This window comes from Jeotgalibaca sp. PTS2502, assembly GCF_001975685.1.
Lineage (GTDB): Bacteria > Bacillota > Bacilli > Lactobacillales > Aerococcaceae > Jeotgalibaca > Jeotgalibaca arthritidis.
Genome location: NZ_CP019433.1, coordinates 2,213,942 through 2,231,059, shown reverse-complemented (window position 1 = coordinate 2,231,059; position 17,118 = coordinate 2,213,942). Strand labels below are relative to the sequence as shown.

Annotated in this window: 14 protein-coding genes; 11 read left to right on the top strand and 3 right to left on the bottom strand. The window is 32.3% G+C overall.

The features are described 5' to 3' along the window. Nucleotides 1-178 precede the first annotated feature (178 nt). The 5 genes from BW721_RS11195 to BW721_RS11175 all read left to right on the top strand — a co-directional run bounded on the left by BW721_RS11195 (nt 179) and on the right by BW721_RS11175 (nt 4,453). A complete protein-coding gene (locus BW721_RS11195) occupies nt 179-565 on the top strand; it encodes a hypothetical protein (protein ID WP_076768538.1) in 387 nt (128 codons plus the stop codon). Next, nucleotides 549-1,862: an FtsK/SpoIIIE domain-containing protein gene (locus BW721_RS11190; protein ID WP_083686882.1), complete on the top strand. Its 1,314-nt coding sequence runs from the start codon at nt 549-551 to the stop codon at nt 1,860-1,862. The genes BW721_RS11195 and BW721_RS11190 overlap by 17 nt, the downstream gene beginning before the upstream one ends. 86 nt (nt 1,863-1,948) lie before the next feature. After that, the gene (locus tag BW721_RS11185; protein WP_232222986.1) at nt 1,949-3,064 is read left to right on the top strand and encodes a replication initiation factor domain-containing protein; all 1,116 of its coding nucleotides are present in this window, start codon (nt 1,949-1,951) and stop codon (nt 3,062-3,064) included. A 56-nt stretch (nt 3,065-3,120) separates the two neighbouring features. After that, entirely contained in the window at nt 3,121-3,318 is a 198-nt protein-coding gene (locus BW721_RS11180) for a DNA-binding protein (protein ID WP_076768536.1), read from the top strand. A gap of 94 nt (nt 3,319-3,412) precedes the next feature. Continuing rightward, nucleotides 3,413-4,453, top strand: coding sequence for a tyrosine-type recombinase/integrase (locus tag BW721_RS11175; RefSeq protein WP_076768535.1), 1,041 nt, complete (start codon nt 3,413-3,415; stop codon nt 4,451-4,453). 329 nt (nt 4,454-4,782) lie between these two features. On the opposite strand, the gene BW721_RS11170 is transcribed toward BW721_RS11175, so the two are convergent. The 3 genes from BW721_RS11170 to BW721_RS11160 all read right to left on the bottom strand — a co-directional run bounded on the left by BW721_RS11170 (nt 4,783) and on the right by BW721_RS11160 (nt 11,350). After that, a complete protein-coding gene (locus tag BW721_RS11170) occupies nt 4,783-5,703 on the bottom strand; it encodes a DUF4062 domain-containing protein (RefSeq protein WP_076768534.1) in 921 nt (306 codons plus the stop codon). A 134-nt stretch (nt 5,704-5,837) separates the two neighbouring features. Next, nucleotides 5,838-7,028: an IS256 family transposase gene (locus BW721_RS11165; protein ID WP_076768533.1), complete on the bottom strand. Its 1,191-nt coding sequence runs from the start codon at nt 7,026-7,028 to the stop codon at nt 5,838-5,840. A gap of 230 nt (nt 7,029-7,258) precedes the next feature. After that, entirely contained in the window at nt 7,259-11,350 is a 4,092-nt protein-coding gene (locus BW721_RS11160) for a hypothetical protein (protein WP_076768532.1), read from the bottom strand. Between the two features lie 266 nt (nt 11,351-11,616). On the opposite strand from BW721_RS11160, the gene BW721_RS11155 reads away from it, so the two are divergent. The 6 genes from BW721_RS11155 to BW721_RS11125 all read left to right on the top strand — a co-directional run bounded on the left by BW721_RS11155 (nt 11,617) and on the right by BW721_RS11125 (nt 17,104). Then, nucleotides 11,617-11,832, top strand: a complete 216-nt coding sequence (locus tag BW721_RS11155) for a helix-turn-helix domain-containing protein (protein ID WP_076768531.1) — start codon at nt 11,617-11,619, stop codon at nt 11,830-11,832. Nucleotides 11,833-12,082: 250 nt separating this feature from the next. After that, entirely contained in the window at nt 12,083-13,390 is a 1,308-nt protein-coding gene (locus BW721_RS11150) for a hypothetical protein (RefSeq protein WP_076768530.1), read from the top strand. 262 nt (nt 13,391-13,652) lie between these two features. Next, nucleotides 13,653-13,970, top strand: a complete 318-nt coding sequence (locus BW721_RS11145; protein ID WP_076768529.1) for a hypothetical protein — start codon at nt 13,653-13,655, stop codon at nt 13,968-13,970. Then, a complete protein-coding gene (locus BW721_RS11140) occupies nt 13,970-15,040 on the top strand; it encodes an AAA family ATPase (protein ID WP_076768528.1) in 1,071 nt (356 codons plus the stop codon). The genes BW721_RS11145 and BW721_RS11140 overlap by 1 nt, the downstream gene beginning before the upstream one ends. Before the next feature lie 200 nt (nt 15,041-15,240). Further along, nucleotides 15,241-15,651, top strand: a complete 411-nt coding sequence (locus BW721_RS11130) for a hypothetical protein (protein WP_076768526.1) — start codon at nt 15,241-15,243, stop codon at nt 15,649-15,651. Between the two features lie 274 nt (nt 15,652-15,925). Beyond that, on the top strand, nt 15,926-17,104 hold the full coding sequence (locus BW721_RS11125) for a Rep family protein (protein WP_076768525.1): 1,179 nt from the start codon (nt 15,926-15,928) through the stop codon (nt 17,102-17,104). Nucleotides 17,105-17,118 lie beyond the last annotated feature (14 nt).

Genomic DNA, 17,118 nt, shown 5'->3' with positions numbered 1-17,118 from the left:
TAAAAGGTTTCCCCCAAAAAGAGACAGTACCTTTACTGTTAGGTTTATGTAGCCTTGAGATTGAAGATAGTAGTGAATTGAAAGAAACAATTGAAGTTCTTGAAGATTTATTAGAAAGGACTTTTAGTCAATCAACACATTGGTTTTAAAATTAAATCAGAGAAAGAGGTTATGCACAATGCCGATTGCAAACGCATGGGTTTTCACCGAAACAAAGTTTAAAGCAGAGGAATTTCTAAACAACACAGGAAATATGTTCAGACTAGTTTCACAACGACCGTATGTAAGTAAAAAAGATCCAAATGAGAAAGGCGTTACTTTAACTCTACAAATCACTAAAGATGACACTGATTACGGTGTGGATAAAAAAACTGGATTTAAACGGGATAATAACATCTTAAATACATTTGATGTAACCGCCCTAAACAACAAAGAACGTATCGATATTCAAAAAGGGGATTATCTCCGCTTGCTAGACTTTTTACCAGAAAAGTCATTTGTTATTGGGTTTGATTTAATACTTCGATTCAAAGACGTTGAGAAAATCAATGTTAAAAAACAATAAATTGTCGACAATCAGAAAACAAAACGGAAGATTCTTTTATGGCGTGTGCTTTCTGATTGCTGTAGGAACAATAGTAATCCACTACGTTGACTCCCAGTTTAATTTGGGAGTCAACAAAAATATTTACATTCTGTTCGTTAGCATTGTAATCATCTTATTTTTGATACAAATTATTATTTGGTTAATTCGTAACAAAGCACATAAAGGCATTAGGAACGCTATTCGCTATTACTTTACCATTTTAAAGTTGAGAAGAGCATTTCTTGATTCCAATTATTATAACAAAAGGTTTTACTTCAATAATGAAGTAGTTGATTTACCAAAAGTAAAAGTTATATTCTCTGATAATTACACGCAAGGAAAACTCTTCATTGAAAACATCAACATTAATAAAGATATTAGTGATGTAAATATTTCCTATGCTCTAGGTGATTTTGTAGTTGACAGGGCTTATTTATCTAATGATGAAAATTATCATGTATTTGAAATTTACGATTGTAATATCGCTCAACAATATGAATTTAACGACTTGGATGAATTACGTGCGCAGACATCCCATTTGGATGAATACACATTGCAAATTGATAAATCAATTGTAATACCCTTACACGGAACTTTACTAGTTGGTCAAACAGGATCTGGAAAAACATATGCACTTTACTCCCTTATCCTGCAAATGATAACTAAAAAAGTCCATTATAATTTATATTTTGCTGACCCTAAAAACTCAAGTCTGGCTGTTCTTGGAGATAAAATATCAGAGGAGAATACCGCTACTGATATCGATGAAATAATCAAGTTACTCCAGTCATTTGTTGAAAAAATGGAATCTAGAAAAGTTGAAATTAAAGAGAAACTAAATACAAAATTGGAAGCAGATTATGCTCACTTTCAATATGAACCTCACATTTTTATATTTGATGAATTTGCTAGCTTTCAATCGGTTATTCAAACTCTAGAAAAGAAAAAACGTGATGAAGTGACGAAATTGTTATCCCAAGTTATTTTACAAGGTCGTCAGTTAGGTTTTTTCTTATGGATTGTGATGCAAAAATCTGATGCATCTTTACTACCTACTAATTTACGTGAAAATCTTCCAGTGAAATTTGTTCTTGGTAATGCTGAAAAGCAGACTTATGTAACGGCATTTGGTACAGGAGTAGACATACCAGAGAAGGATTTCCAATTAGGGCAAGGTATCTTAACTTGTCCAATCGTGGCTAATACACCGAGAATTTGTCACTTTAGTTATTTAGATTTTGACATATTAGAAGCTGTGACTCACTTAAGATCGTGAGCGGGGGTTATGTAATAACCCCCGCTCCGCAAAACTAGAATTTCACTTCGGTTATTGATATACCAATGTTTATTGACTTGAAAGGAGTGATTTTATTGTTAGATGTTCAAGTCGATGAATTCACGCTAGTTCTACAATCTACAAAAAGACCTAATTGTATTGAAGAATGGGAAGGTATGGCAATCAGCATTATTAAAGAGTTTGTCAGATTGTCAAAGATCGAAACAGTATTAGGCAAGTTAGAAGATGCGACACAATCACTGCCCCAGGGATATTCAAATGGTTTTAGTTGTGAAAATGCAACGTACTATTTTGCAATAGCATATCATACGGATTTTATCCAAATGGGAATTTGTATAAAGTTCTCTGCTCATGCTTGGATGGAATATAGAAAGGAATACGAATCATCATTTGGTGATTCGATACAGATTCACCAGTTTCTTGAAAATATTAATAATAATGCTTCATATACTTCTAGACTTTCAAGAATGGATATTGCAATTGACTTTATTAATGAAAAAGTAAATGTAAACACGATTTACAATCAGCTTTCTAAAAAAAATCAAATCGTTAAAACTGGTACAGGAAGAAGAAATCACTCAATTTTATCGGCAATAACTAAAGATAATATCACATCAACTTTTTATCTGGGCTCGAAAGGCAAAAATATCAAGGCTTTATTAAGGGTTTATGATAAGAAGAAAGAACAAGTTGAAACGATGGGTGTTCGTTATGAGGAAGCTATCCATTATGATTCTTGGGTACGCTTTGAAGCAGTTTTTAAAGGTACTTACGCACACGATTTATCAGACGAACTTGAACAAATAAAAAGTGATACAGAACTAAAAGATTTGCTCGTTTCAGCCTTAACTGATCGTTATCAATTTTATTATGCTAAGTCTGACAGACTAACGACTTACAGTAGGAAAATGCTAAATTTGCTTAATCAAAAAAGCTTTATGTTTAGTTCCCCTTCACCGCGGTCGAACTTATTAGAACAATCGCAAAAGCACATTTTAAATGGATCAGGATTATTTCCATATCTATATAAAGTTTGGCATATCTGGGGAGATGAAGGATTAAGGAAATGTTTAGCATTTCTTTACGATGAATTTGAAAATTATGAACCAAATGATGATGTCATGTTATGGCTAAAAAAGTATTCTGTATTATATACAAAACAAGGTTATCCGTTCAAATAGAACAATTAGGTAATTTTGCAATAGATAATATTAAAATTAAGGGAGACGATGCCTTTATGAGCATAAATATGACGACAACAGACTACCCATACCTTTTAACTCGTGAACAAGCATCCCGCTTTCTAGGTATAGATCCAAAATCATTTGATAAATACATTCGTTCCCATGATGACCTTGAACGTTTTATGGTAGGTAGACAAGAACGGTACACAATGAAATCTTTAACAAGTTTTATTGAAGCACGATCCATTTAAATGATTGGTAGTTGATATTATGCTAGTTACAGAATACAATACAGTTGTATTCAACTAGCATCTATCAACTATTTTTATGAAAGGAATTGATAGCATGGCTAGTATTGTAAAAAGGGGAAAATCATACAGGGCACAAGTTTCTTTGTACAAGCATGGACAGCATAAAAAGCTATCCAAAACATTTTCTACAAAAAGAGAAGCAAGACTTTGGGCTTTAGAAATGGAATTAGCTAAAGGGGAAGGCAAGGAACTTGCCCACAGAACAACAACATTTGCGGATTTCTTCGAGAATTGGATTTATCTTGTAAAAGTAAATGATGTTAAAGAAACGACATTTCAAAATTATGTTCGTACTTTAGGTGTTATTAGAAACTTATTTCAGGATATCCAATTAAAAGATCTAAATGACATTGTTGTTCAGAAGAAAATTGACGAATATGCGAAAACACACTCACGAAAAACAACACATGAAGTGCTATTGAAAATTAAGACCGCATTACGTGATGCATTTGCTCGTGGATATATTGCAAAAGATTTTGCTCGTTTAGTAAAAACACGCGGTGAAAACCCACCTAAGCGAAACAAAGCTTTATCTATTACTGACTTTAAAAAGCTTCGTAATCACGTCCTACAGTATCCAGAAGATGAATTTAACCTACTTGTATTACTTGCACTAGAAACGGGTATGCGACGTGGAGAGCTATTAGCAATACGACCAGAGAGCCTTTATGAATATGGAATAGAAGTTAGGCACTCGATTAGTCCTACTTCTGATGATACTTCACTAAAAACACAAAATGCAAAACGTGATGTTTCTATTAACAAAGAAGTATATGAGCTAATTCGTAACATACCTGTTAAAGAAAATGGTTATATCTTTAGTTTTGGAGGTTTTAAACAATCCGAACTCTTAGCCGAATTATTAAAGGAATTAGACATTAAAAAAACAACTTTTCATGGTTTAAGAGACACACACGCATCATTTTTATTTGCCCAAGATATTGATATTGCTTATGTTTCAAAACGATTAGGGCATATCAATATTCAAACGACACAAAATTATTATCTGGAATTAATGCCAGAAAAAAAGCACCAGCAAGATGCCGATGCTTTAAATCTGTTAAGTTCTTTATGAGGTTTAAGCTGATTTGAACCAACTTGAACCAAAAAACCTTTGTAAACGTTGATACAATAAGAAATTGATTAACGTTTTGAGAATTGAGAAGCTTTACGAGCTTTCTTAAGACCTGGTTCGATTGATTTAATTTTCAATGAGCTTCAAAACCTTGTAATATCAACATTTATATTATTATTTTAGTTACAAAGTTTGGACTAGTTTCAATTAATTTGAAACCAATAGTATCAATTTTTAAATGTAAAAAATAATGCGAGCCGATCTATCGAAAATACAATACTTTATTATCATATATGTACTACACTATCAATTAAAAACTTTCATATGAACTAAAAATTTACATCATATGAAAGTTTATGGTCTTGAATGATTTTCTTCAACTTGCCGTATTTATTAAAATATGCTTGTATATTCTCACTAAGACCATCAACGTTTCCATTTACTTTTGTATTAAATAATTTAATTTCTTCATGGTCAAGAGTATATCTCATACGAAAACTACTATACTCTGTATTATTAACAATTACAGTGCATATCTCTTCTCCAACATGCAAAAAATCATGGAATTTTTCATTTAATTTCGAATCAATAAATACCTTTTCTTGAATAAAATAATTTAATTTAATTTCTTCAACCATGTCAACAAATAGAGTAGTTGTTGCGAAATCAATTTCTTCGTAATGATTTAACTTTATAGCTTTATCAATAATTTTAAAAATTGATATAGCTTTAGAGTAATCTTTTTCTAGTACTAGTCGTGCAATATCTTCTTCAGGAAGGTTAACATTCTGTATATCATTTAACATTATTTCTTTTGCAATAGTAAATGTTGTCTTTTGTATTCGAGAAACCAGTTCCTCTTCGTCTTTAAAATAATAGTATGATATGTTATCTTTTCCTAATTCTTTTTTAAATTTTAATACGTTTTCATCTTCTTCAGTATCTTCTTCATTTTTTAAAATATATACATGCATTGGAACATTATTGTTCTTTGCAATTCTATATTCTTCGTGAGTCCCAGATAATCCTGAATTTGTTTTAGTACCATAATCTTGTTTTAAAATTAATATAATAAAATCAGAATCCAAAACGTTTTGACGATAAGTTAATGGTAATACCGAAGGCGTTAGAACACTCTCATATAATAGTGGCTCTGCCCCAAAATCTGTAAAAATCTCTTCTAATTTTTTTCTAGTTCCTTCATTCTCTTTAAATGTTGAGCTGATAAAAATTCTTGGTCTAAATAACAAAATGATCATCCTCCATTTTTAGATAATATATTATGTAGAATTTAATCTATATAATTATATTATCACTTTAAAGAATATATATCGGGAGCGTCAATAATTTTGTGTAAATGGTTCTTCCCTACTGTAGATTGTTTCTAATTCTCCATCGGTTGACTCAGCATTTGTTCGAGCTCGCCTTCGGCCTGTTGGAAACCTGTATGACTGCGACCTAGGAATTTTTGGTTGGAAGTATCAAAAGATGAGACTAAGAAACGTTCCATCGACTCTTCATTTTGGAACTGTTCCTTGCGGTGGCTGTATTTCTTGATTTGCTTATTAAAGGATTCAATCAAGTTCGTAGAGTAAATAGTCTTGTGTATGGCTAATGGGAAATCATAGAAAGTGAGCAGGTAATCGTTCGAAAGGATCGATTCCACCATTTTTGGATAACTGGTTTTCCATTTTTCCGCAAAAGCACCACGTGCTTCCAATGCCGCCTTTCTAGATGACGCTTGATACACCATTTTAAAATCATCACAGACTTCCTTACGATCATCGACACGCACTTTGTGGGTGATATTACGGGAAACGTGCACACAGCAATGTTGAAAATGGGCTTTGGGGTAGAACCGCTGCACGGCCCCTGCCATCCCCTTTAAGCCATCCGTGATGAAAAGGAGGACGTTTTTCACGCCACGTTCCTGGAGGTCTATTAAAATCTCTTCCCAAATCGTGATAGATTCAGTTGGTGCAATCGCATAGCTCAACACTTCCTTTGAACCGTCCGGGCGAATGCCAACTGCGATATGAATGGCTTCCTTGGCGACGGTTTTCCGCTTTAAAAGGATATAGGTTGCGTCCATATAAATAGCGGCATAACGGTCATGAAGCTCACGTTCCTTAAATGAAGTGACTTCTTCCGTAAATGATTTAGTCATATTGGACATGGTTTGGGGCGTGTAGTGATGCCCATACATTTTCTCAATCAAGTCTGCGATTTCCGACATGGTAATACCTTTTCGGAAGAGGTGAATGACAGTCTCCTCTAAGGTATCATTCGTCCGTCTATAAGCAGGAACAGTCTGTTGCTTGAACTCGCCGTTGCAGTCGCGCGGAATCTGGAGATGAAGTTCCCCGTACTCGGTATTGACCGTACGGTCATAGGAGCCGTTACGAGAATTACCCGTGTTAAAACCAATGCGATCGTACTTTTCGTAATCGAGGAAAGCCGTTAACTCCGTTTTGAGAAGCGTATTGACAGCTTTTTCCAAATGGACACGGAATAATTCATTCAAATCGCCTTTGTTCGCTAGAGTCTTTAGAATTTCTGTAGTAAAATCGTTCATATGGAAGTCCTCTTTTCTGTGAATGTGTTGTGGTAACTCTATTCTACAGAAGAGACTTCCTTTTTTCTATTTACACAAAATATTTTACACTCTCTATATATCTGCATTGATTTATATAAATATCCACATTATTTATTAGACAAACATTTAAATAATAAAAAATGTTAAATGACTAAACTAACAACTTACTCAGTTGTAAAATAAAAACACATTCACATTTTCTGAAATATTTATCTGTCTCGGGTTCCTTCATACATTTCTGAAATATGAATTTTGTAATTTGTATCTTCTTTCTCAACTAGAAACCATTTTTCAATAAACTCTGAACCGACTGATTCACTTCCCCACGACCTCCAGAACAATTGTTGATTAGTTATATTCATATATTCAATAAGTTTTACCTGATCAAACCATAGAGAATGTTCATACCCATATACAATTCCATCAAAAGCGATTATTTCATCATTATTATCTTTCCAAACTCCATCATTAATTGAAGTAAGAGAAAAATGATCTACTAAATTTTTTGATGGAATATATAAACTTACCCCTTCATCAATTGAAAAATCATCGTTACTTTCCCATAAATACTCATAAGCAGCAAACTCTTTCAAATTTCTTTCTTCTTCATCATATATATTTTCAAAATAATCATACGCTGGACTCCAATATAATTCATGTAAGAAAATATTTACACTGTTGGGCGCCGAAACTCCTTGTCCATAATTCTTAATATTATCTTCAATTATCTTATCTTCAACAATCTTGTTCGAGAAGAACGCTACACCTACCACAGTACTAGCAGATTTCAATCCTCGTAAATTTTCTTCATTGCTATAACGAAAATATAGATTTATATATTTTTTCCCATTGTATTCACATTCAACAAACTCCTTATCAACATTAAAGACATTGGGTTCGATTAATGAAGGTACCTGAGAATAACTAAGTAGCTTTCCAATGGGATCAGGTAACTCGGTATGATAAGTGGGATCAATATTTTTCATATAATCTTCAAACGGACCTTGAAAATATCGTTGATTTACTTTTTTTACTTCTATAATATGTTCTTCAGAGTTCATTTCTTCCACTATATCCTGCGCTTCAACTTCCCCGTCATCATCGCTAGGCCAATCAAAAGATGCAAAAGAACTCATAAGCCGCTCCAAATAGTGTTCTTGATATACTTGATACTCTTCATCATAAATTATTTTTTCTTCAAATATCTGAAAATTATCTGCTAATTTAGCCAGAATTTCATAGTAAGCTATCCATTGATACTTCTTTCCAATTCTTTCAATACTATGACTATGTCGGTCATAATTTGAAGGTTGAGTATTGTCAAAATATCCATGTAATTTGGGAGAAAATCCAATTTCAAAAATTCTTTTAAAGGCAATATTACTTAGATCTTGATCATTAAATTGGTTACTCCATGGAGAAACTCTTGAACCAAAAATATATCTACCAAAATCACCATAAGCGCCAGCACCTCGCCCATACTCTGTTGTCATTGAACTTCTAATGCTGTATACAGAATTCCCCTCATTATTTCCAATGCTTTCATATTTCTTAACATAGGAATCTACGTCATCATTAGTAAATTCAAAATCATACCAACGAGATTGATAAGGTGGAACTATTAATTTTTGATCAATATTTTTACACAGACCTTTAGATAAAGCAAATTCTATTGATTGTCTTGCATAATCTCTTAGTAATACATTTGGAACTACTTCATCTTGATCAAATATTGTAACATAGATGGATTCTGCCGTAGATTCTATAACTTGGTAATCCTCAATTTTTACAATAGCCCCAAAAATAGCTGCGTATAGACGTTCTCTTATATACAAGTCAGAGATATCTTTGAAAAATTCAAGGTTATCCTTTATTAATTTTGGTTTCCTTATCAAAATCAATGAGATAACTTTAGTTGCATTATCTCTTACCGCACCATTTACAGATGAAAGAAGCCATATGAGCTGTTTCAATGCCAAATTCAACTGACTACATGAGTGTGTCATATAATTCCTCTTAATTCTCCTAATAAACTGCAATGCGAATGTATAGTAACCGTTTGAAACTCTAGTTGTCCAAACATAGTCTCTCAAATCATTAGGTAAAGGGAAAAGAAAAGCTGTCAGCCATTCTGAATTAAATGGACTTTCTGTATCTATCGCGAGTAGAAATTGTTTATTCAAGAACTCCATCATCATATTATCATTATTAAATATATTTCTTAAAACATCTTTTATTGATTCGGAATTCAAACTTGCTGTCCGCCATGGTATACTCTCAATAAAAGATCTATCTAAATCATAAAAGTCATCTTTATTTTCAATAAAATCAGTGATTTCAGCATTTTTACTATTTGGAAGCATGAAGAAAAGTATTTCCACAACTCCATACTCATTATTAGCCAATAATAAATCTTGTATCACTGTTCCAAAAGTCTCTGGATTCTGATCAAATCTCAAGGCAATATCACTTGCAACAAAGAAATCCCGAATTTTTTCATACGTAAAATGAATTTTTTCTTCTCCATCAAAACTCGTAAACTTACTAAATAAATTCTCTTTAATCAGCTCATCGAGATATTGTCTACTCGATGCTATATCATAATCTAGCTTTCTTGCAATCTCACTTTTAACTTGTCGATAATTTAAGAAATTGCTATGAGTATTCAGCATCTCATGAGAAATATATTCAATTATTGATTCCAAGTACTTTCCATCATAGTTTAGCCTATACTCAGTACTTATTTCTTTCTCTATATGCTTTATATATTGAGCAATCAAACTTTCCCATGTTAATTTTTTCTTCGATGAATCAGGCATAAGTGACGAAATTGCAGCAAGTTTTAAAAATAATGGGCTTGAAAATTCTGGATATATTTTCAAAAGTTCTCCTCTATCTAATCCAAAATATCTTTCAAATTTTTCTATTTCATGATCTTCTGCTTCTGTAATTCCATCATGATTATAAATTTGAAAATTATTTTGTTCAGCAAAATTTTCTGGAAGAATATTCCTAACATAGGTAGATCTAATTGAAAAAACTATACCAATATTTTTATATTTAGCAATCTTACTCGTCATTATCTGTAACTGTGTTTGCCAAAACCTATTTAAACCTGTCTCATTCAATGCATCAATTATGATACAACCTCTTTTACCACGTTTTTCGGAAAACATGTCAAACTGATATAAAAATTCTTCAACTGAAATTGTATAACCAAAATTCTCTACAATCTGTTGTAATGGATCTTTAGTAGGTAGAAATTGCTGTCCCAAAGTAAAAATGATTGGGTGACCTAGTTGCTCCATCTTCTCGACATTATCAGCTAAAAGATGGGACTTCCCGATTGCAGCATCACCGGTGATTATTAAAAATGGATGATTCCATAGTTTCATTTTTGTTTCAGCAACAAAATCTTCAAAATCGCTAAGAGCTCTTTTAGTATTATAAAAATAATGTTTTTGAAGATCCGTTAGTTCCTTTTGAACATCACTATTTTTCACGAAAAATGTAGCAACCTTATCAACATTCTGTTCAATTAAATCAGTGCTTACTATTTCAGATGTCTCTATTTTTACTAACTCTTCCCATTCTTTTTCACAACCACTTGGGCTTTTATACCTATCAAATTGATTAATAATTTCATTATAGAAACTTATCAACTTTGTCTGGAAAGTTCTCGTCTGAAATAATGCTTCGAAAGGTTCGTTTCCAATTGTTGCAATATTAATTTCAGGTGAATACCGTTCTCCTAAACTTATTATTGAAGTTTGATTATTGCTATATAGAAGTTGACTTGTAAACTTAAAATTATCATTTGATGGCTTAGTTAGTTGCTCTTCCAAAAGAGTATTAATCGCAGGTAGTAGAACATCTTTAATTTCAGCGGTTAACAGGATACTTTCTAGCCCTAAAATACGCTTTCTTTCTGAAATAAGATGTGCGCTTAATCGACTAAAATAATCCTCAATAATTACTTTATTGGTAAAAGAACTTACCCCTTGAGAAATTCGCTTTGCATTAATCTTATTAATTACATCATTAATAATTTTATTTAAAGTGGCCGAATCTTGCTCTTGACCATGAATAAATATCTTTGAAAAATAACTCGATACAAGCGGATTTTCACAAAGATACTTTTCAAAAGTATTCGTGTCTAGTTCTGTATTATTAAAGTTTTCATCAAAAGATTGGATATTTTCTTTTAAATCCTTGAGTATCTTTGCTTCTCTCTTTTTATCTTTAAAACTCGTTAATAATTCACTAAAAGCGAAATCTAGCAAGGTTTCTGTTATTGACATATATGTTATACCTCCTGAACATTCTTCTATTAGTTAATTATATCAAAAGAAACAAGGTAATTCTCAAATAGAATTCTTTAACTCATAATAAAAAACTCCCGCTCAAACAAAAATGTTTGAAACGAGAGCATGCATTATTGACTAAGCTTAATCGCTCAAAAGACACCTTATTCGTAGTTTTAATTTACATCTTCATTTTATGCGAATATCGCATAAAAATCAATATGCAAAAAACGCATAACGTAAAATTATCTTGAGGTGATTTTATGTATTATAGAATTCGTGATTTACGTGAGGATAAAGATTTAACCCAAGAACAATTAGCAAAACTTTTAAATGTCAGCCAAACAACTTATTCTCGTTATGAATCAGGAAATTTAGATATTCCTAGTCAATCACTAGTCAAACTAGCTCAATATTACTCAACAAGTGTATATTATTTATTAAACCTTACAGATAATAGAATGCCTTATAAAAAATAGAGTAGAATGGGATTAATCAAGATTTCATTCTGCTTTTTTACTCATTACCCCCTTTTACGTTCTTTACCTTAAATAATAATTTGTAAATAAAACTAATCAAAATAACATTTTCGAGAACATTAATTCTCATTTGTACTCAGACTATAAAATAGGGAAAGTGTAGGTGTAAAGTATGATTGATTTACAAGCATTACTAGTACCAAAAATCTCGTAAAGATGCAAAAAATTACGTGAAAGTTACAGATTAACAATGGAACAAATTTCTGATAAAGCTGCTATAAGTCGGATTGAGAAAGAAATTTGTCCTAAATGCGGAAACTTTATTACTGAAACAGTTTTATTGGATTATGCAAATGTATTTGAAGTCTTACCTGAAGAAATTATTTTTGGAAATTCAGAAGAGTTAGAGAAAACATTAGAATGGATATTTGACAGATTGTTTTTTTCAATCCTACAAAAAGATTTAAGTACTCATTCTGATTTATATAAAAATGTGGATAGGGTATCCATAACTTCTCAAAAAGCTGTTCTATCTATGGCAGAGATGTTTGCAGAATTTAATTTACAAAGATATAATTTCTTGAAATCTGATGAAACTTTTATGGATTCAGTAAACAAAGAAATGGATAGAACTTTATCTATTGGTGAGAAATTCATTAATATCGAAAGAGATTTTATAACAACACCTATAAACGATGATACAGTAATTGATAGTCGAGATATATGCGATAAAATGTGGTGGCTGTGCAAAGAAAAAATGATTCGTTCCTTTAAAACAAATGCAATGCCCTCTATTCTTGAACATTTTGCTTATTCCACCATTAACTCAACCATGAATTTTTGGATCATCAAAGAATTTTGTGCAAATATTGTTCCAACCGTTATTGAAAAAATGAAAAATAATAGTATTTTTAAACTAGGTTTATTGTCAAAACAATTAATTCAAGACTTCCTAAAAGAAGATTTACCCGAAACATATCAACAAACTGTTCCAATTAAAACCACAAGAGATGGCGGTATAAATATTACTATAGGAAGTCGAGCAAGAAAAAACGATAAAAAATTACCAGATAATGAATTAAAGAAACAAGCTAAACTTTACGAAATTGCAATGAAAATGGTGCAAAATGGTGAGCAACCCGATGATAAATTATTGGCTGAATTTGAAAAATATGACATTATTTTTAAGGAAAAACCGAAAGAGGAATATATAATAGAAGAAGATATTGACAGTGTTATCTCCCGCGTCATTTCATCAAAATACAATGGGCGATCCAAAAATTACCGTCCAGTGATTGAAGATGGCTATCCAATATTTAAAGTTTCTAACAATATCTCCGATGAAGAAATGGATGCTCTTTATATGCGTAGGTATGAAGATACCCACTTCCAAAATCAAGTCATTCCGGGCTATTTTACAAATAATAGCCAAATTGGGCATCGATTGCAGGAACTCTTAAATGAGGATATTTTAAGTATGGTAGAATCCATCATTCATATGCAAAATAATTTATTGCTATTTCTGACAGATGAGGATTTATTGACATTCGCCAAATAGAGGATACGAAAAAGAGCTAAACAGCTCTTTTTTTATTGTCTAAAATTCAGTTGTTCATTTTGTTGTTCAACTGACTGGCAATTAACAACTAGACTGACAACCATTTTAAAAGATTCTCTATTATTATAAATATATCGAAGATTCGTGCACATCTCTTTGATACATTCGTTGGATGACCCGCAAATCATTCAACTAAAAATGAAGAAAATTGCGGATACTTCATTTAAGCAAAAAAATAATATGATTTGGAGAACTTTATAATATGAAAACATCATTTACTCAATCAAACCAATATTCAGAAGCAACCGCTCGAAAATTTATCGTGACAAATGTACCAACTCAATGTGCCACTTCATTTATTGAAACCCAACATGAGTATGTAGACAAGCAACGTACTAATAATATCAAGGGCTATAAACTTTGGTTCGTACAAAAAGGCTTAAATCCGTTTAGCGTGAAATTTGAAAAAGAGCCTACCTTACCGCCCTTTCTTTCCATTGTAGAATTTGATAATTTACAAGGAATCGAAATTCGAAATAATGTCTATTTTAAGGCGAACGGTTTCAAGGTAATTAACTAATGGATAGAGTAGCTATTGAAAAATATTTGAATCAAAGTTTAAACATGGCACTCTCTATGAACGGAGAATCAACGTATACCAATTCTTTTTATGTAGAAGTTCAGGAGGACGGATTTTTATTCGTCCCCCGCACTCCTGCGGGCTATTTGATTGATGATGAGCTATATAAAAAAATTTTCATTATTACAAATGCTAGTCTTTATCCGCGGTATACACTTTTAAAACAAAATTCAGCCTATTTTATGCCCCTTGATACAGAAGATATTCACACACAACGAGCCTTATTCTTTCCTTGGTTCAAAGGTATTAGCGAACGACTGATTATCTCAAATTTAACAGAATACGCTTCTACAATTAAAGAAAGTCAACTTCCTATCATGAAAAATTTAGCAATCGATTATCGAAAAATCACAAGTATTGTGATTGCTGGAAATTCTGGTAGTGGAAAATCTTACTTTCTAACATATATTCTGGAAATCTTAAATTCAATGTCTACGCTTATCATTATTGACCCCAAATTCGATAGCCCTTCAAGATGGGCAAAAAGTCGTAATTTATCTGTTATTCATCCACAGAGTAATCGATCGAAAAGTGATTTTGTTAGCCAAGTTAATGATGCCTTAAGCTCTGTACTAAACACGGTTTATGAAAGGCAAGAACGTTTATATGAAGACCCTACACATGAATTTGAACATCTAACTATCGTGATAGATGAAGTTCTCGCACTCTCTGAAGGAGTAAACAAACAAATCAAAGATTCTTTCATGTCTCTACTTAGCTCAATCGCTTTGTTAGGTCGTGCAACTAGCTGTCATTTAATTTTAGTCTCACAGCGCTTTGATTTTAATGCTGTACCCGTAAGTGTACGAGAACAAGCAAACGTATTGGTTCAAATTGGCAATATCAGTAGTAAGACCACTCAATTCTTATTTCCTGATTTAGACCCCGAAGGAATAGTTATTCCTATTGGGAAAGGAACAGGTTTGATACAGGTAATCGATAGTGAACATCCTTATCAAGTATTACCACTTCTCACGCCTACATTTTATACGGAAAGAGGGATTCTATGATAAAAAAATCGTATTTCATTAAAACCTACAATTTTATACAGCTTTTAGGCTCGGTACTCCTTCTCGCGCTTATCTTGTTGATGTTATTTAAAACGATACAAGTTTTCACGGAGATTGATTCAAGTACTCTTCCATTAATTCGATTTCAGTCTATTCTGTTTAGAAAGCTAGTGTTTTCACTTCAATAGATTAGTATCATCATGTCTACCTTACTACTCATTTTACTTTTGGCGGAAATTATTAAACGACTGAAAAATGATTCTCTACTTAATTTAGGAAAATCCTATCTTGGTACGTTGCGTTTTAGACGTTTTTTAAAACAATCTCAACAGCTTCCTAAAACCAATAACCAGTTAAATGAGAAGCTCCAAACGGAAGACAAGTCAGTCACTCGATTTAATCTAGCAGTTAGAAAATCAGTACTTGATTTAACACAAGATCAGTTAACTTTATTCATCAAAGTTCCTAAAGAAGCACAAGCTCAAAAAATACTGAAAGAGCATGAGGAACAAATAAAGGAACATCTAGCAAGCTTCTATTCAGACTATATTATCTCAACCTTTGAGCGTAAAAAATTTACTCTGTGGCTAATTGGTACAAAACGAAATTAATCCGTGGTGCTTTTGCTCGGAACGAAAGCAAAAAAGCACCACAAACACCACTATAAATTAATTTTTACATTCTATAGCCAAATTTCAAGTAAAACCTACAATCAACGCGGTGGTAGGGCTTGTTATACCACCGCATGTAACATTGTCAAAAGTTCAAAAAAATCGAATAATACCAAACGAGCCAAGCGTTTTTAGCTAAATTCGAAATTTGTCAAAATTAGACTAAAGTCTTGATGAAGTTTAACAAAATTAGACATGAAAGGAGCTTGTCACCATGGCTACACCAAGAGCAGTAAATGTGATGTATGAACAGCAGTTAAGACATCTACCAAAATCAATTAAAAGAAAAACACTCGCAAGTATCTTTAAAACCTTAACCACGCAATTACAACCTGTGAAGATTGCAGGAATCATTCATGACAAAGATATAAATGAAGAAGGCAAACCTATTGAAAAACACGTCCATATTGTTCTACAGTTTAAAAATCCAAGAAGCTTGGAACAACTCGCAAAGCTCATCAATGAACCACAAGTATCTGCTTTTCAACAATGGCGAGGAAATGTCAATAATGCCTATTCTTATTTGGTTCACCAAACAAATGAAGCACAAGAAAAATATCTCTATCCTATTGAAGAAGTCAAAGCAAATTTTGATTATCCATCTTTATTGAATGACATTTCCAAAAAAGTAAAACAAAGAGGTACAGCAAAAGATAGTGAGATCATCAAAGATTTGCTCGATCGATTAGGTTCTGGCGAACTCTCTAAAGAAGATGTCATTGCCAGCTTAACAGGATCACAATTTGCAAAAGCAAAAAAACAAATCAATGATGTACATCAACAATTCCAAGCTGAGAAAGCAAAAATCTGGCTTGCTCATCGAAAAGCCAAGGGTGAACCTATTACAGTACTATGGATTTATGGTCGCTCAGAAACAGGGAAAACCGTTTTAGCGAAAAAATACGCAACCGCAGAAAAAGGAGGCTATTTTATTACAGGTTCATCAAATGATAGTTTTCAGCATTATGAAGGAGAACACATTGTTATTTTAGATGAATTACGACCGAAAACTTTTCCTTATGATGATTTATTAAAAATGCTTGATCCTTATGGAGAAAATCCTAAAGCACCCAGTCGATTTTTTGATAAATCTCTTATGGTTGACCTGTTCATTGTCACTTCCCCTTACAGTCCAAAGCAATTCTATGATGAAATTTTTGGAAGAAAAAAAACAATAGATTCTTTTAAGCAGCTTCAACGAAGAATTACGTTTGTTCAGTTTATGACACCAGATTATTTTGAAGTACAGGAATATGATTCTTTTTTACAAACCTATGTCCCTATTCCAGAGACAAAAAAGAAAAATACTTTAGTGAATACGCTGAAACAGCAAAATCAACTGAATGGGTTAGAAACATATAATAAGTTCAAACAATTTTTAGATGAAAATTAATTTAGAAGAAAGGT

What these genes read in the sequence shown, in the direction of transcription:
- BW721_RS11195 (WP_076768538.1), top strand. Translation starts at nt 179, where the DNA reads ATGCCGATTGCAAACGCATGGGTTTTCACCGAAACAAAGTTTAAAGCA.
- BW721_RS11190 (WP_083686882.1), top strand. Translation starts at nt 549, where the DNA reads ATGTTAAAAAACAATAAATTGTCGACAATCAGAAAACAAAACGGAAGA.
- BW721_RS11180 (WP_076768536.1), top strand. Translation starts at nt 3,121, where the DNA reads ATGAGCATAAATATGACGACAACAGACTACCCATACCTTTTAACTCGT.
- BW721_RS11175 (WP_076768535.1), top strand. Translation starts at nt 3,413, where the DNA reads ATGGCTAGTATTGTAAAAAGGGGAAAATCATACAGGGCACAAGTTTCT.
- BW721_RS11165 (WP_076768533.1), bottom strand. Translation starts at nt 7,028, where the DNA reads ATGAACGATTTTACTACAGAAATTCTAAAGACTCTAGCGAACAAAGGC.
- BW721_RS11160 (WP_076768532.1), bottom strand. Translation starts at nt 11,350, where the DNA reads ATGTCAATAACAGAAACCTTGCTAGATTTCGCTTTTAGTGAATTATTA.
- BW721_RS11155 (WP_076768531.1), top strand. Translation starts at nt 11,617, where the DNA reads ATGTATTATAGAATTCGTGATTTACGTGAGGATAAAGATTTAACCCAA.
- BW721_RS11150 (WP_076768530.1), top strand. Translation starts at nt 12,083, where the DNA reads ATGGAACAAATTTCTGATAAAGCTGCTATAAGTCGGATTGAGAAAGAA.
- BW721_RS11145 (WP_076768529.1), top strand. Translation starts at nt 13,653, where the DNA reads ATGAAAACATCATTTACTCAATCAAACCAATATTCAGAAGCAACCGCT.
- BW721_RS11140 (WP_076768528.1), top strand. Translation starts at nt 13,970, where the DNA reads ATGGATAGAGTAGCTATTGAAAAATATTTGAATCAAAGTTTAAACATG.
- BW721_RS11130 (WP_076768526.1), top strand. Translation starts at nt 15,241, where the DNA reads ATGTCTACCTTACTACTCATTTTACTTTTGGCGGAAATTATTAAACGA.
- BW721_RS11125 (WP_076768525.1), top strand. Translation starts at nt 15,926, where the DNA reads ATGGCTACACCAAGAGCAGTAAATGTGATGTATGAACAGCAGTTAAGA.